Source organism: Lentibacillus populi, from assembly GCA_014642895.1.
Lineage (GTDB): Bacteria > Bacillota > Bacilli > Bacillales > Amphibacillaceae > Lentibacillus_C > Lentibacillus_C populi.
Map to the genome: position 1 here is coordinate 50,066 of BMJD01000010.1, position 16,509 is coordinate 66,574.

General features: G+C 39.5%; 17 protein-coding genes and 1 other annotated feature. Of the genes, 12 read left to right on the forward strand and 5 right to left on the reverse strand.

Annotated features, from left to right (window positions below; all coding sequences use genetic code 11):
* Positions 1-80: 80 nt before the first annotated feature.
* Positions 81-893: an undecaprenyl-diphosphate phosphatase gene (locus IEX12_RS08445; RefSeq protein WP_188724956.1), complete on the reverse strand. Its 813-nt coding sequence runs from the start codon at positions 891-893 to the stop codon at positions 81-83.
* A gap of 646 nt (positions 894-1,539) precedes the next feature.
* On the opposite strand from IEX12_RS08445, the gene IEX12_RS08450 reads away from it, so the two are divergent.
* Positions 1,540-1,872 carry a hypothetical protein gene (locus tag IEX12_RS08450; protein WP_088049739.1) on the forward strand — a complete coding sequence of 111 codons (333 nt, stop codon included), beginning with the start codon at positions 1,540-1,542 and terminating at the stop codon, positions 1,870-1,872.
* 121 nt (positions 1,873-1,993) lie between these two features.
* Here the strand turns inward: IEX12_RS08450 and IEX12_RS08455 are convergent, their stop codons facing one another.
* Positions 1,994-2,170: a YjzD family protein gene (locus IEX12_RS08455; protein ID WP_088049740.1), complete on the reverse strand. Its 177-nt coding sequence runs from the start codon at positions 2,168-2,170 to the stop codon at positions 1,994-1,996.
* A gap of 327 nt (positions 2,171-2,497) precedes the next feature.
* Between IEX12_RS08455 and IEX12_RS08460 the strand changes: the two genes are divergently transcribed.
* The 7 genes from IEX12_RS08460 (at position 2,498) to IEX12_RS08490 (ending at position 8,679) form a co-directional block, all read left to right on the forward strand.
* Entirely contained in the window at positions 2,498-3,118 is a 621-nt protein-coding gene (locus IEX12_RS08460; protein WP_088049741.1) for a hypothetical protein, read from the forward strand.
* Positions 3,119-3,217: 99 nt separating this feature from the next.
* Positions 3,218-4,183 (forward strand): BMP family ABC transporter substrate-binding protein, encoded by a 966-nt coding sequence (locus IEX12_RS08465; protein WP_308777555.1) that lies wholly within the window; start codon positions 3,218-3,220, stop codon positions 4,181-4,183.
* Between the two features lie 391 nt (positions 4,184-4,574).
* A complete protein-coding gene (locus IEX12_RS08470) occupies positions 4,575-5,513 on the forward strand; it encodes a beta-ketoacyl-ACP synthase III (RefSeq protein ID WP_088049742.1) in 939 nt (312 codons plus the stop codon).
* A gap of 99 nt (positions 5,514-5,612) precedes the next feature.
* Positions 5,613-6,851 (forward strand): beta-ketoacyl-ACP synthase II, encoded by a 1,239-nt coding sequence (fabF, locus tag IEX12_RS08475; protein ID WP_188724950.1) that lies wholly within the window; start codon positions 5,613-5,615, stop codon positions 6,849-6,851.
* An 81-nt stretch (positions 6,852-6,932) separates the two neighbouring features.
* Entirely contained in the window at positions 6,933-7,418 is a 486-nt protein-coding gene (locus IEX12_RS08480) for a hypothetical protein (protein WP_188724951.1), read from the forward strand.
* A 119-nt stretch (positions 7,419-7,537) separates the two neighbouring features.
* Complete coding sequence (locus tag IEX12_RS08485) at positions 7,538-7,744, forward strand: YuzI family membrane protein (RefSeq protein WP_088049745.1); 207 nt, start codon at positions 7,538-7,540, stop codon at positions 7,742-7,744.
* A 173-nt stretch (positions 7,745-7,917) separates the two neighbouring features.
* Positions 7,918-8,679, forward strand: a complete 762-nt coding sequence (locus tag IEX12_RS08490) for a YjbA family protein (RefSeq protein ID WP_088049746.1) — start codon at positions 7,918-7,920, stop codon at positions 8,677-8,679.
* A gap of 101 nt (positions 8,680-8,780) precedes the next feature.
* Here the strand turns inward: IEX12_RS08490 and trpS are convergent, their stop codons facing one another.
* Together trpS and IEX12_RS08500 are read right to left on the reverse strand one after the other, a co-directional pair.
* A complete protein-coding gene (gene trpS, locus IEX12_RS08495) occupies positions 8,781-9,770 on the reverse strand; it encodes a tryptophan--tRNA ligase (RefSeq protein WP_102415503.1) in 990 nt (329 codons plus the stop codon).
* Between the two features lie 61 nt (positions 9,771-9,831).
* Positions 9,832-10,007 (reverse strand) — a binding site (T-box leader).
* A gap of 431 nt (positions 10,008-10,438) precedes the next feature.
* Positions 10,439-11,347 (reverse strand): nuclease-related domain-containing protein, encoded by a 909-nt coding sequence (locus tag IEX12_RS08500; RefSeq protein ID WP_188724952.1) that lies wholly within the window; start codon positions 11,345-11,347, stop codon positions 10,439-10,441.
* A gap of 650 nt (positions 11,348-11,997) precedes the next feature.
* Here IEX12_RS08500 and IEX12_RS08505 point away from each other — a divergent pair.
* A complete protein-coding gene (locus tag IEX12_RS08505) occupies positions 11,998-13,500 on the forward strand; it encodes a malate:quinone oxidoreductase (RefSeq protein WP_188724953.1) in 1,503 nt (500 codons plus the stop codon).
* A gap of 489 nt (positions 13,501-13,989) precedes the next feature.
* Here IEX12_RS08505 and IEX12_RS08510 read toward each other — a convergent pair whose 3' ends face one another.
* Complete coding sequence (locus IEX12_RS08510) at positions 13,990-14,220, reverse strand: DUF6429 family protein (protein ID WP_088049750.1); 231 nt, start codon at positions 14,218-14,220, stop codon at positions 13,990-13,992.
* 197 nt (positions 14,221-14,417) lie between these two features.
* Here IEX12_RS08510 and IEX12_RS08515 point away from each other — a divergent pair, with 197 nt between their 5' ends.
* From IEX12_RS08515 to IEX12_RS08525, 3 genes are all read left to right on the forward strand, one after another.
* A complete protein-coding gene (locus IEX12_RS08515; protein ID WP_088049751.1) occupies positions 14,418-15,569 on the forward strand; it encodes a PcsB-like coiled-coil domain-containing protein in 1,152 nt (383 codons plus the stop codon).
* 228 nt (positions 15,570-15,797) lie between these two features.
* A complete protein-coding gene (locus IEX12_RS08520; protein WP_088049752.1) occupies positions 15,798-16,058 on the forward strand; it encodes a metal-sensitive transcriptional regulator in 261 nt (86 codons plus the stop codon).
* Positions 16,059-16,208: 150 nt separating this feature from the next.
* Positions 16,209-16,508: a rhodanese-like domain-containing protein gene (locus IEX12_RS08525; RefSeq protein WP_088049753.1), complete on the forward strand. Its 300-nt coding sequence runs from the start codon at positions 16,209-16,211 to the stop codon at positions 16,506-16,508.
* Position 16,509 lies beyond the last annotated feature (1 nt).

Here is a 16,509-nt window from a genome sequence, read left to right on the forward strand (position 1 = left end):
TTTTTGTGCTGCCATTTCCCATTGCTTCCGTGCCCAGTGCCTACTACACTAAGCTTTAGTGCAGCAAGGGGATGAGCTTATTATAAAAATAAGATTACAAGTAACCCAATAGCAAAACAATAGAAAGAAAAATACTTCAAATTGCCCTGACGCATAATGTTGATAAACCATTTCAGAGCAAAGTATGATGCGATAATGGAAGCCATGAATGCGAGCAAATATGGGATCATTAATACATCAAAGTCAGGATCATTGACAATATCGGAAAGAGACATGACGGTTATTCCAAGACTTACCGGGATATATAATAGAAAAGAAAAGCGCAATGCAGTTTCCTGTTTCATTCCAAGAAGCATAGCAGCGACAATGGTTGCACCGGAGCGGCTAATTCCGGGAATTAAGGCAACCGATTGTGCCAAGCCAACAATGATCGCATCTTTTACTGTTAAATCACCATCGTTTTTCTTCCCACGCAGGTTACGGATGATCCATAAAGCAAAACCAGTAATCAGCAGTGTTACACCGACAACCGCTACCGTGCTTAGTTTGCTGCTGATGTAATCCTCCAGCAGCAAACCAATAATGCCGGTAGGGATGGTCGCAATTACCAGATACATCACAAATCGAAAATCACGTTTTGCCGATGCATCCTTTGTGAATATGTAGCGGAAGAAATGGTTGATTAGGCGTATAATATCGTTGCGATAGACAACTAAAACGGCAATGAGTGATCCAAAATTGACTAGTATTTCAAAGGAAAGCCCCTTGATCTCAATACCAAACAGTTCACGTAAAATGACTAAATGTCCACTCGAAGAAATCGGGATTGGTTCAGTAATCCCTTGGAAAAATCCTAGCAGTACATACTTTACTAATAACCAGAATTCTGTAATGCCATCCATGAAAAAATCCTCCATTTTTTAAATTTATAAGTAAAGAAAGTATAAAAATTCAGGCTCTATTCTGCTTGCGTCCGAGTTGGTCATGTCCAGCTCCAGCGCTAAAGCCAAGCAAACTTCACACTCCTTCACTACGATAAGTAACATCGGTTCGGGGAGAAGGAAGGCCAACTAAAAACGGCCTTTGCGGCCAACTCACGTCTACCCCTTTTTTAGTGGCATGTTTCCTTTATCTCATTGCGGTTGTTTGTTCGGTTAAAACCGCTGCTCCCGGCAGCAACACCGAACCACCCGCGTTGCGCGGGCGCGGTTTGTACGTTGCTAAACGGGCGCTTCCGCTTTTCTTATCGTCTAGGAAATTATAAAATTTTGCGGCTGTGGATAACTTAATAACCGGATAAGCCACGTCCGGCTCCAGCGCCCAGCGGCTAGTGTGCTTCCTTCACCTCCGTACGATAAGTCAACATCGACTCCCTCCGGTCGTCGTGTTTCCTTTATCTCCTACGGCTCAGTCCAGCACATACGCCGCTAAACGGGCGCTTGCGCCTTTGTTCTTATCTATGTGAATTGCTATCCTTTTTCAGTCACTATTCTTTGGGCTAATGAATAGTCTAGTTGCAGAGGAGGGTGAAAAAGGGAAATGAAACAAGACTATCATCATATATACGAATTATGTAAAGATCATATGCATTCTTACGTACTTGCAGAATTAGTTGACGGCTCAAAAGTTGACGGTATAGTAACCGGACTGGATGATGAATATGTTTATTTAGCTATACCTTTAGAACAGTATGAACACCATACACAGCCGGAAATGAACCATCAAAATCGGCAATTTGGTTATGGATATCCGGGTTATGGGTATCCAGGAGGGTTCGGGTACCCGGGTTATGGGTATCCACCAAGAAGATTCCGACGGTTAATTTTGCCATTGGCTGCTCTTACTGCATTAAGTGTATTACCATGGTACTAACAGTCAATTGACGCACATTTCATTTCTAACATTAAAACCCTTGCCATCTCCTTGTTGGCAAGGGTTTATGTGTAACTTGTCAGACTTTTGAACATATACAATCAATCTTGTCGTTCCAAGGTTACTCTTCTTGTTCTTTCAGTACACCTTCTCCTAATAAGTAGATAGCTAATGTAAAGATAATTGCCAGGGCAAGTGTATGAACAACGTTAAAAGGATTACCAGCCATACTGGACAGGATATAAGAAATAACACTGCCGACTGCCAATGCCCAAATGAACGTCCAAAAGAACCGCATCTGAAAACACCTCATTTTTTAACATTCTGCTTTTAGTTTACCAAATTGGCTAAAAAAATAAAAGTATTTCTTTTACGTTATCACGTAGTGACGGGCTGTAATACACCCATCTCTAAGCGTGTCTAAACCAAAAATGGGAAGGTAGGAGATAAAGAGTTCGTAAATTCCTGATTCGCTCACAACACTCTGTGGGGAGGGAAGGCAGGCTAAAATCGTCATGTCCGCATGCCTTCGCCTGTATTAGCACGCCCTGTCGCGTCGGCAGCCCCCACAGAATGAAGTTTCATTTTATGAATAATATAGTAATAAGGAACAGGGGGAAAGGCGATGTCATTTCTTGTAACAAATTGTTTCGATTGGATTGGATTTCATATTATCAATTATTTGGTTGAAAATGGTTATCAGGTAGATGGATTTGATAATACTGCTACAAATAAGAAAGAGAATTTGGCAATGATGGTTGGACGAAATGATTTATTTTCCTTGTTGCAGGATAAAAAAGAATGCAGAGAACGTTATACAGCAATTATTATAAACGGATCAAATGGTCATGCATTGGATCTGAAGGCAGACAAAATGGTTAAATTATGTCGGGATGAAGCGAGGAAAGAAGGTGATGCCCAGTTGACAACGGTTATGCTCCCACTGCTGTTTGGTGAATGGATGCCAATGAATGAGAAGGGGATGTACGCTCAAAATAGATTTGTACCATTTGATTCAGACGTATTCTTAAACGATGCCATTTATATTGAAGATTTTGTTCTTTGTCTGATGCAAATCATTCAATCCAATCATTTACCATCCTTTATCGAACTAAGGTCTGTAAAAGACAATAGGAAACTAGATAAGAACAGTAAACGGTTTATCTTCCTTCGTGACATTAGACCTATCGAGAAGAATGTTAAAAAAGTGCAGGATCACTATAATAGATTTAAAACTATTTACTAATGTAATATAAATGTAATCGGGAATAACGTTTACTGCTGGATGGTTAAACGCTACAATTAACATAGGGAGATGCCCGTACATCAATGTTCACGGATGGGAGTGCACACGTTGGAAAAGCGATACATCATAATCCTAATCGGTTTCATCATACTATTATCAGGCTGTAGTTCTTATTTTGACCAAGGCAAAATACAAAAAGCAGGCATGTTGGCAGAAACCTCAATCCATGATCAAGCATGGGGAGCCAAGGGGTATAAGGGCCTACTCGCCATTCGTGATAAGTATGATGTTGATGTTTATTTTAAAGAGGGGATCAAAACAGAGCAGGACGTGGCAAATGCTGTGGATGAATTGGTCAACCATGGAGTAAACCTCATTTTTGGCCATAGCAGTGCATATGGGAAGTTCTTTGTCGATATTTCCCAGGAGTATCCAGATGTACAATTTGTTTATTTTAATGGTGGGTACTATGCGGATAATGTGATAAGTTTAAATTTTAATGCACATGCGATGGGTTATTTTGGTGGAATGATTGCAGGAAAAATGACAAAAACAAATCAGGTTGCAATTGTTGCTGCATATGAATGGCAGCCCGAAATAGAAGGATTTTATGAAGGGGTGAAATATCAAAACCCCGATGCGGAAGTGCATATTGATTATGTTAATGATTGGAATGATGAAAAAAGCGCTTTGGAGAGTTTCGAGAAAATGCGTGATGTGAATGCTGATGTTATTTATCCTGCTGGTGATGCCTTTAGTAGTGAAATGATTAAACTGGCAAGTAAAGATGGAATCTATGCGATTGGATACGTTTCCGATCAGTCGGATATTGATGAAACGGCAGTATTGACAAGCACCGTTCAGCATGCAGACAAATTGTATGAGCTCATTGCCAAAAAGTTCAATAAAGGGGAACTCTCAGGCCAAATTTTAACATTTGATTTTCAGGATGATGCCATCTCATTAGGCAGGTTCAGCCCGGATGTCCCAGAAGAATTTCAGGAAAAGATAAAAGATGCTATAGATGTTTATAAAAAAACTGGTATGCTGCCAAATGAGCGGTAACGGTGGGACTTAATTTGTGTGGTTCCTACCCGATTACAAACGTTGTTAATGGTTGACTCTCTTTTTCCCTTGCAACAGGGGGAAGAATGAATTAAAATTAGTACCAAGTCATAATAATTGATATTAGAGGTTGTTCAAAAACCACCAAATAATAAGCGTAAACTCTGGAGTAGCCGATGTTGACTTGTCTTGCGGAGGCTGGTGTTGCACACTAGCCGCTGGGCACTGGAGCTGGACGTGGCTCTTCCTCGCAAAGCCTCCATACAGCTGCAAATTTATACTTTCTTTCTAGCAAACCCGGTACCCTGGATCTACAAGGCGACCTTCTAGGCGTTGATTTGGCAGCTTTTTGAAGAGCACTATTAACATTAGAATATAAGGGGATGGAGATATGAGTGCTGGTATACTAGGTACGGGTCATTATGTTCCGCCGAAAGTATTGACAAACAAAGATTTGGAAAAAATGGTGGACACGAATGATGAATGGATCAAAACGAGAACAGGAATTGAAGAACGCAGAATAGCTGATGACGATACCGATACTTCAGATATGGCCTTTTATGCGGCGGAAAATGCATTGGAAGAAGCAAACGTGCAACCAGAAGAACTTGATTTGATATTGGTTGCAACTGTAACACCTGATACACCTTTTCCATCTGTTGCATGCCGCCTGCAAGATCGGCTGGGGGCAACGAAAGCAGCGGCGATGGATGTAGGTGCAGCATGTTCCGGGTTTATGTATGCGTTGATCACCGCCAAGCAATTTATCGAGACAAATGCCTACAAACACGTATTGGTCATAGGTGTAGAAAAGCTATCAAAAATAACCGATTGGAAGGATCGCAATACGTGTGTCCTTTTTGGTGATGGTGCAGGTGCAGCTGTCGTTGGTAAAGTATCGGAAGAAAAAGGAATATTATCGTTTGAATTAGGTTCTGACGGATCAGGCGGTAAATATTTATATCAGAATCCTGATAAATATTTGTTCCAAAACGGGCGTGAGGTATTCAAGTTTGCGGTTAGACAAATGCCTAAATCAGCGGTAAGTGTTATTGAAAAAATTGGGTATCATAAAGAGGATGTTGATTATCTGATTCCTCATCAGGCAAACATACGAATCATGGAAGCTGCCCGGGAACGATTAGGCATTTCTGAAGATAAAATGGCAAAAACAATTAAGAAATATGGAAATACATCTGCAGCCTCTATTCCGATGGCCTTATCAGAAGCTGTAAAGAATGGTAGAATCAAGGATAACGACTTACTGGTATTAGTCGGCTTTGGTGGAGGACTAACATGGGGGTCCGTTGCATTACGTTGGGGGAAATAGAGGAGAAAGATTCCGGGGAACCGGAGCGCCGTAATTTCCTAAACGTTTAAAATCAATTATAATGATAGGTGAGTAAAAGGACGAGGAGTGAATGACCAAATGGAGGAAAGAAGAGTTGTTGTGACCGGATTAGGAGCCATTTCTCCGTTAGGCAATGATGCTAAGACAACATGGGATAATCTTGTCGCCGGAAAATCCGGAATTGATTTTGTCACAAAAGTCAATAAAGATGATTTTCCGGCAAAGGTTGCTGCTGAAGTGAAAGATTTTGATCCATTGAACTATATTGATAAAAAAGAAACTCGTAAAATGGATCCATTCACACAATACGCTGTTGCAGCAGCAAAAATGGCTGTGGAAGATGCAAATTTAAAAATCGATGAGGAAATCGCTGATCGTGTCGGCGTTTGGATCGGATCAGGAATTGGCGGCATGCAAACATGGGAGGATCAGCACAGAAAGTTTTTGGAAAAAGGCCCCAGACGAGTTAGTCCATTTTTTGTACCAATGATGATTCCGGATATGGCTGCAGGCCAAGTATCCATTCAATTGGGCGCAAAAGGAATTAATTCTTGTACGACTACAGCCTGTGCATCAGGCGCTAATTCCATCGGTGACGCATTTAAAGTAATTCAGCGTGGTGGAGCGGATTATGTCATCGCCGGAGGTACCGAAGCGCCGATTTCGAATATGGCATTTGCCGGTTTTTGTTCGGCGAAGGCTTTATCGCTAAATAACGATCCACGAACTGCAAGCAGACCGTTTGATAAAAATCGTGATGGATTCGTTATGGGAGAAGGGGCTGGAATTTTGCTCCTGGAAACGCTTGAATCGGCACAAAAGCGTGGCGCCCATATTTACGGTGAAATTGTTGGTTACGGTGCAACAGGGGATGCATACCACATTACAGCACCAGCACTTGATGGCGAAGGTGCAGCAAGAGCGATGCAACAAGCATTGAATGATGCGGAGCTCTCCCCGGAAAATGTTGATTATATTAATGCACATGGCACAAGTACCAACTTAAATGATAAATATGAAACGACTGCAATTAAACGCGTATTCGGTGAGCATGCTGGAAAGGTAGCTGTATCATCAACGAAATCCATGACCGGTCACCTGTTAGGTGCAGCAGGCGGAATTGAATCCGTTATTGCTGTAAAAGCAATTGATGACGATATTATACCAGCGACAATCAACTATGAAACACCAGATCCGGAATGTGATTTGGATTATGTGCCGAATGAAGCACGTAAACAAAATGTAGAAGTTGTCATGAGCAATTCACTTGGTTTTGGCGGACACAATGTTGCATTGATTTTTAAAAAATATAAATAAGTTCTACGGATTAAAAAGAGGCTGACCAGTGATCTGGTTGGTCTTTTTTTACTAGCAAGAAAAATGAAGAAGGCTGTGAATGTGAACCGGGTGGTGGTAACTATCAAGCGGAAAAGCGGGAATATAGGCCCCAGGAGAGAACATCAACTGGAGATGCAGGGACACCAGCCGGAAAACAGAAATACCAACCGGAGAACGGAAATATCGACCGGAGAGCAGAAATATCGACCGGAGAACGGAAACATCAACCGAAGAACGGAAACATCAACCGAAGAACGGAAACATCAACCGGAGAACGGAAATATCGACCGGAGAACGGAAACATTAACCGGAGAGCAGAAACATCAACCGGAGAACGGAAACATCAACCGGAGAACGGAAACATCAACCGGAGAACGGAAACATCAACCGGAGAACGGAAACATCAACCGGAGAGCAGAAATATCAACCGGAGAACGGAAACATCAACCGGAGAGCAGAAACATCGACCGGAGAACGGAAACATCAACCGGAGAGCAGAAATATCGACCGGAGAACGGAAACATCAACCGGAGAGCAGAAACATGAACGCATTCTTGCTATAGCATTCAGGAACGAAAACATGAAAATGGACAACCCTATCATGTATTTCGGTCCACAAGCATAAACTGAATTAAAACGAATGGACAAGCGTGGGTGGGATGGACATGTTTTATTTGTTTCTCTTTTTATTGGGGTTTGGACTGGCTGTTTCCGGTGGTGTGACCATTGTTGCATATTCCAATTTTTTGCCGGCAGGATTAGGCTGGATTGATTATTTTATCTTCCTTAAAGGACGACCGGAATGTTACTTTTTACCAATTGGGTTTATCCTTATGGCGATTGCCATTTATCGATATCCAAACACACATTGAACAGAATCGGGAATTTACGGGGTGTTTATCGTTCACCTTCACGTCTTTAGTTTACTCACGCTTGGAGATGGTGGTATGATGACCCGTTAATCCGTGATAAAAATCCCAGAATATTTTTCTAACATGATGGTCATAATGTATGGTAAATGTTAGTTGAAAAGTGAGGGTTGTTTATGTTGTATTTGCACGATGTGTGGGTGAATTGGTTTGAAGGGGAGGAGAATGGGTATAATGTATGTTATTTTCACGAATGGCGGAAGGAAGATGGGATCGAATTGCTTGATCAAGTACCGCTCTTGTACATAAATGAAGATTTATACAACTATATTGAAAATGATATGCATGATTTACCAAAACCAATGCTTGATTGCATATATAAACGTGCATATATTCGAAAAGGACAGGAGCGTACCGTACTGGATTATGCCTGTGTAGTTACGGATGGAACGGATATCATTGCAATGGATACAATCGGTTATCAGATTCCAATTCGTAAAAGCAGATTAATACCGAGGCAAGAACAGCTTGTCTTTGATATGATCGAAAACACGAAAAAACAATCATTTAAATTTGATGGGGATTTGTATAAAAAAGAATATCATATGCTATCCATGCCGCCAGAGCTTGTCTTCGGATTAACAAGACGGGAGCGGCAGCTGAAACAGTTGCTGATGATGGCGCTTGATCAGTTACATACAGCAAATAACCTGGAAGAATTGCGCTATTGGCTGACGGAATGGAACCCAAAAAAATACCCATATATTCGTTATATGGATGAGGAAAAGGTTTGGCAAGCTTTATATAATGGTGTCAAACATGGCTGGAGCAGCGCCCATGAAGACCTGTGCGGAAAAATGATTAAAGGTCAGCCGTTTTTGGAAAAAATGTGGGAACTGGAACAAAGTCAGGAACAAAATACGTCGAAGCAGAAATAAAGAGGGCGGAACTCAGAGGCAAAAACGAAAAAAATAGCGGTAAAAACACTTGGCTAAATTTTAGTCAAGTGTTTTTCTTTTTACGTTCAACTTTTAGTATCTTATTTCCGTTTTCGTCCCAAACCTGTTGCTTTTTTCGCTTTCGCTAACGTTTTATTTGCGATTAAAGCGGCACGATCTGCACCATCGTCAAGGATAGTGTCTAATTCTTCAGCTTCGATAAGAGCATCGTAACGGTCCTGAATTGGTGCCAGTACCTGGATAACGGCCTGGGCCACGTCCTGTTTGAATTCCCCATATCCCTTACCCGCATAATTTTCTTCAAGCTTTTCAATTGATTCGCCAGTACAGCTCGCCAAAATCGTTAGTAGATTGGAAATGCCAGGTTTGTTTTCCTTATCGAACTTAACAATCCCTTCTGAATCGGTAACAGCACTTTTAATCTTTTTCTCGATTTTCTTCGGTTCGTCCAGCATTGAAATAAATGCTTTTTCATTACTATCCGATTTGCTCATTTTCTTGGTTGGTTCCTGTAAAGACATAATGCGCGCGCCTACTTTAGGGACGCTGATTTCTGGAATGGTAAAAATGTCGTTGTACTTATTGTTAAAGCGTTGCGCCAAGTTCCGTGTTAATTCGAGATGCTGCTTTTGATCCTCGCCGACTGGAACTAAATTGGTATTGTACAGTAAAATATCTGCGGCCATTAGTGGTGGGTACGTTAATAATGCAACAGAAACTGCTTCCTTACCAACTGCTTTATCTTTAAATTGGGTCATTCGCTCCAATTCCCCAATATAGCTGATCGATTGCATGATCCATGCCAGCTCCGCGTGTGCAGATACTTCTGACTGAATAAATAATGTCGATTTGTTCGGATCAATTCCTGCAGCAAGATATAAGGCTGCAAGCGAACGAATATTTTGTCTTAGCTTTAAACGATCCTGCGGTACAGTAATCGCATGCTCGTCAACAATACAAAAATAGCAATGATTTTCTTCCTGTAATTTGACGAACTGCTGCATCGCACCTAAATAATTTCCTATTGTTAGCGTACCACTTGGCTGTATTCCTGAAAATATTGTGCTCATCTGTTTCACTCCGTTTTGTTTTATTAAAAAATTCCATTAAAAAAGTCCATTTATCCCTGCGTAAAGGGACGAATGAACCGCGGTGCCACCCTAATTATTCTGCTAGACGCAGAATCACTTTATAAAAAATAAGCTCCAAAGCCCAGTTCCAAATTGCCATGGTGCTTGTTTTCACCAGCCACAAGCTCTCTAAAAAACCAGCGGGCAATTGTACTTTATCTTTTTCATTGCTATGATATTGACTTTTTTATTATTATATAGATCCGTTGGTTGAAATGCAAGATGAAACTCCTTAAACGTCTTTCATCTTGTGGCGAAGAACAAATCATGATGGTAGATCCCGAGAAAAGTCACTCATGGAAGAGATGAAAGTCCAAATGCGCTGCTGGAACCCGAGAAAAGTCACTCATGGAAGAGATGAAAGCCTAAATGCGCTGCTGAAACCCGAGAAAAGTCACTCATGGAAGAGATGAGAGCCCAAACGCGCTGCTGGAACCCAAGAAAAGTCACTCATAGAAGAGATGAAAGCCTAAATGAGATGGTGTAGCCAGTAAGAAGTCACTCATCGATATGATGAAAACCTCAAATATGTTCTTCAATCCACTAAAAAGTCCTTCATTTTGATTATGAGGGACTAGAGGGAACTTATAGCGTTAGAAATCTAAATCTTATTCGTAGTATGTCCATTGATGAACCCCTACAATATTAAAATTGGTTGCTAGAATTCTTCTTATTGTCTTTTTTGATTGTACCACTTGGCACCAATCATGAATGATATTGGTTGTAATCTTTTCATTGGGGAATAGAATCTTAAATTCTTTAACACTTCTCATTACAGCGTCTGTAACCGGCTCTCCATTCCCACATTCGTGACAAATACATTTCCTTTTCTCAACAGATAAGTTAAATGAATGACATTTAGAACAAGTAATCCCCTTTCGTAGTTCGTCATAATAGAAAGAAGGTATTTGCTTATATGGAGAATCGGTATTATTTAACGACAATAATTGATCTGCAACTTTTTTATGTTTTTCCGACAATTTCGAAGGTATTGCATTAAAATTTTCGATGTATTGATTAACTTGGGTTGGAAAAATAATTGGTTTATCTAGAGGTGCTTGGTATAAGGTGAATTTCGGATTAATAAAAACAACGGAAGCATCTATTTGAGGGTTGAATCCGATGCTGAGGAGTAATTGACGCAGTAAGGATTCGCTTCTACCTAACTGGTACAGAGGATTAATTACTTCTACTTTAGGGTTCCTTTTGAATAGCTTATCCGATTCGTAATAATAATCGCCTTCATAGTTTTTTACCTCATAAAAGTAAATCTTTCCATGTGCAATAATGAGGGAATCAATTTGGAAGGTAGTATTATTTACTTTTAGTAACAAATCATTTAATATCAAGCATTCACACTGAAGATTTTCTGTTAAGGCATCAAATAGCACCTCTCCTTCGTAACCTTTGTTTAGATTAAAATAGTGCTGCTTATCCTTTCTAGGTAAATTCTTTCGCTCGTTCAATAATTCCAGAATTATTAATTCGTTAGACATAGTACGCGGTTTATAAAACATAGTCCACATCCTTTTTATTTATAGAGTCCCAGTCTATTAAAATTTGAAATAGATGGAATGAAAAATATATAAGTTCTGTTTGAATCACTATAAGATGGTGCCAGTCTAGAATGGGAATATCTACTTTGCTTCATACTATTGAAGGAGTTTTAAGTAACGCATGATGAAACGATTGCGAGGCTAATAAATCAGCGTATTCAATTAGATAGGAAGATTAGGAATTAGAATAGAAACTTAAAAAAGAAGAGAATAATCACTTGGATTATATAGTAATTTCTATAATAATGCAATCAAAGGTTTTGTGGTTATGTGACACATGAACCGCGGCGCCACCCTAATTACTCTGCTGGACACAGAATTACTTTATAAAAATTTAGCTCCAAAGCCCAATTTTCCAAATTACCATGGTACTTGTTTGCACCAGCTCCCTAAAAATCCAACGGGCAATTGTACTTTATCTTTTTCATTGCTATATCGTATGCATTTGATTTCTCACTTTTTTTCAGCTTTTAAATAACTTATGGTATAATTGTAATACAATATAATATGGTTAGAAAAGATGTATAACTAGGTTGCGCCCTGACTTGTTAACGTATGAGCAGGAGCGCTTGCTTTCTTTGTGCAAATTTTAAGATGTAAGGAAGGTAAATATGAGTAATAAACATACGACAACAGACGTTATTTTAATTGGTGCCGGAATCATGAGTGCGACATTGGGCTCTCTCTTAAAAGAATTGGCACCAGACTGGAGAATTACTGTATTTGAGAAGCTTGAAAAGCCAGGAGAGGAAAGCTCCAACGAATGGAATAATGCGGGAACCGGGCACTCGGCACTGTGCGAGCTTAACTACACTCCCGAAAAACCGGACGGGTCCATAGACATTAGCAAAGCACTAAAGATTAACGAACAGTTTCAGCTTTCAAAACAGTTTTGGTCTTATTTTGTAAACAGCAATCTGATAAGTAATCCTCAGGACTTTATCAAACCATTGCCTCATATAAGTTTAGTACATGGGGAAGATAATGTAATGTTTTTGAAAAAACGGTTTGATGCACTGGCAAACCATCCTTTGTTCCAAGGGATGGAATTTTCTTGCGACCCGGAAAAATTAAAGGAATGGATTCCGCTTATTATGGATGGCCGTACATCTAAGGGATCTATAGCAGCAACAAAAATCGACTCAGGGACGGATGTCAACTTTGGAACTCTAACGCGTAAATTGTTAGACTACTTAAAGGGCCAAAATGTAAATATAAAATACAATCACACGGTAGATGATATAAAACGTACTGACGACGGTTCGTGGGAAGTGAAAGTTCGTAATTTCGATCGCGGTACCCTCGAATACCATACTGCAAATTACGTCTTTATCGGGGCTGGTGGAGGGGCCTTGCCGTTACTGCAAAAAACCGGGATTCCCGAAAGTAAACATATTGGAGGGTTCCCGGTAAGCGGACTATTCCTAGTATGTAACAATCCTGAAGTTGTAAAGCAGCATCATGCAAAGGTATACGGAAAGGCTGCAGTTGGCGCTCCTCCAATGTCTGTGCCACATCTTGACACACGATATATCGATAACAAGAAAACATTATTATTTGGACCGTTTGCCGGCTTCTCCCCAAAGTTCTTAAAAACTGGTTCAAATATGGATTTATTTGGCTCTGTAAAACCGAATAATGTCTTCACGATGTTAGCGGCAGGTGCAAAAAACATACCACTAACAAAATACCTGGTGCAGCAGCTTATGTTATCGAAAGAACAACGGATGGAAGAATTGCGGGAATTTATTCCAGATGCTAAAAGTGAAGATTGGGATACCGTGACAGCGGGACAACGTGTACAAGTAATTAAGGACACTGATGATGGCGGAAAAGGAACGCTTCAATTTGGTACGGAACTTGTTAGTGCTGCTGATGGTTCAGTCGCTGCTTTGCTTGGTGCTTCTCCAGGTGCTTCCACTGCCGTTCATGTTGTGCTGGATATGTTCAAAAGATGCTTTCCGCAGCATCTAAAAGAGTGGGAACCGAAAATAAAAGAAATAATTCCTTCTTATGGCTTGTCACTGGTGGAAAATCCAGAACTTATTCAAGAAATTCATGCTTTAACAGCGCGAGCGCTTGGTCTAAGCGAAGAAGAGGCAGTCCTTAGTTAGTTCTTTATATACTAAAAGGTGTTCATTTTTTCAAAAGAGTTATCAAAAAAGGCGACTCAACATTTACTTTTAATTTTGGAGTCACCTTTTTTGATTATTGGAGGGATAATTTACCCTCCATTCGCCATTCGCAATTTAGCCCCGTCAATCGAAATCATAGAACCACTTCCGTTTGGAAAGATATTTTACTTTTCCTTCCTAATCAGCCATTTTCCATTTTCTAATACAAAGTTTGTCGATTATTTTCTGTTCATCTTCGTCCCGTTTGCGAGTACGAACCTATTTTTTCTAATCACGATTCCTGGTTATTAGCCGTTCAACTTCAGGCTTTTTTTCATCTATCCATTGGTTTAGGGCGTTCAAGTTTAACCGTTCCAATTTCAATCACTCCATGTCAAAGATCCTTCTTATAGTATATCATGTTTATTCAGAAAATAAGCCAATGAAATATAAGGGAAGCCTGGTTTATAACTTTAGTGCGCAGATACATTATTGTAAATATGTTTCCATTAATTTTTTCGCTTCGCTGATACCATTTTCAGTTAAATAGACCGATTTTGATTTTTTACTTCCTCTAATGAAATCTTCATCCGTTAATTCATCTAAAATTTCAAACGGATAGCCTTTCCAGCTTCTTCTCATTTCTTTTGGGATATCATCTTCCTTCCAAGAGGTCAGATATAGTAATAGCAGGGTCAGATCCTTTATCTTTTTTTCCACAGTGACAAAATCCTTTCTGTATTGGTGTTTATTTAAAGACTATTTAAAAATGAAACAAATGGCAAGTAATTTCTGACGCGAGATACTTATGAAATACAATTGTAATCTCAGCTTAATTGTTGTGTAAGTTTGCCGTGATATACTATTGGAGTTGAAATGCAATTATTTTTAATAAAAATAGGAAGCGAGGGAAAAAGTTGACAAGAAAATTAGCTACAATTACCTTAGCAACTATCATTGTTTTAGGAAGTTTATTTTTTAACAATTATAGCTATGCAGAAGCAAATTCAAAGTTAGAAAACCTGCAGGAACAACGGAAGAATGTTAAAGAAGATTTGTCAAATGCAGAAGAACAAGTTGCTGAACTGATGTCAGAAATAGAAGATTTGAATAAAGAAATGGAACGCGTAAATCAATCATTGAATGAAAAGCAAGGTATGATGGAGAAAACAGAACAAAACATTACAAGTGCACTAGAAGAAATTAGAATCCTTCAAGATGAAATTAAAGAATTAGAGACGGATATTGAAAAACGCAAGGAAATTTTAAAGGAACGAATTGCCTCTTATCAACAGGCGGGCGGTTCAATGACTTATTTAGAAGTAATATTCGGTGCGCAAAGTTTTGGTGATTTTATAAGCAGAACTTCCATGGTTAACAAGATTACGGAGGCTGATGCTTCCTTATTAGAAACCCTCGAAAATGACATACATAAAGTAGCCGAAAAGCAAAAGCTTGCACTAGAAAAGCTTGATGAGTTAAACGCCATGAAAGCGGAACAAGAGGAAACTTTAGCACAAATTAAAGAAGAAAAGCAGCAAAATGAACAACGCAGGGAGTCGTTAGAGAAGAAACAGCAAGAGTTAATTGCATTAATAGATAACTTGCAACTGGAAGACAAAAAGATTGCCTCGCTTCAAACGGAAGCAAAACAAAATATTGTAGCAGCAGCAAGAAAAAGTTCGCAATCTGAACAAGTTAAAAAAAGTGGACGGAAAGTTAGTACGGCAAGTAAAGAAAAAGTAGATAAACCTAAAAAAGCAACACAGGACAACACAAACAAAAAAACATTTACCGTTACTGCCACCGCTTATACAATGGAGAGTGCCGGTGGTTCAGGGGTGACGCACACCGGAATCGACCTCAGGGAAAATCCTAATACAAGAGTAATTGCGGTCGATCCAAATGTTATTCCCTTAGGATCAGTCGTACATGTAGAAGGATATGGTTATGCGATTGCTGGCGATATTGGCAGTGCAATTAATGGTAACAAAATTGATGTTTATGTCCGGACAAAGCAAGCTGCAATAAAATGGGGAGTACGTACTGTTAAAGTGACAATTCAATGAATGGATGAAAATAAAACAGGGATGCTTAGAAAGTAATAAGTGTTCTTGTTTTATTTTTATATAAAAGTTGGGTATTCATGTGATTTTAACATTTACGTAGAAACATGTTGACAAAATACCTCCATGGGTATATTATGTGAGCATAGCGACAATAATAAAACGACAGAAGCGGTATCCCGCAAAAAAGATGTATGTGTTCACTTAGTAAAGCTGAAAGGAGTGTTACGAATGAAATATGATGCCCAAATGAAAAATAGAATGAAGCGTATTGAGGGGCAAGTTAGAGGATTATTAAAAATGATGGAGGAAGAAAAAGAATGCCGGGATGTCGTGACGCAAATGTCGGCTGTCAGAAGTGCAATGGATCGTACCGCTGCATTAGTTGTCAGTAAAAATCTGGAACAGTGCATTCGTGAAGAAAAACAAACTGGCGAAAGTTCTGAGGATCTTATTAAAGAAGCAGTTAATTTATTAGTTAGAAGCAGATAAGATTGACAAGCTGTTTTACAACATTTATCATAAAAAACGGGTTAAGCAAGCAATCAACTAACCCATTTTTTTATTTAATATATAATACCTGTACGGGTATATGTATAATGATGATTGGTCTGGAATTTTACTAGTTAGGAGGGAACAGTAGTGAAGGAAGTTGCAGCAAAAGAATTAGCAGGAAAATTAAAAGCAGGGGAAAACGTGAGCATTATTGATGTTCGGGAAGAGAAAGAAGTAGCACAAGGGAAAATACCGGGTGCACTTCATATTCCACTTGGTCAATTACCAGACCGTCTTGATGAGATGGATAAAAATAAACATTATTATATGGTTTGCCGTTCTGGTGGTCGAAGTGGCAAAGCTTGCTTGTTTTTAAGTGAGCAAGGCTATGATGTTACGAATATGACAGGCGGTATGCTGGACTGGGAAGATGAAGTTGAAAAGTAAG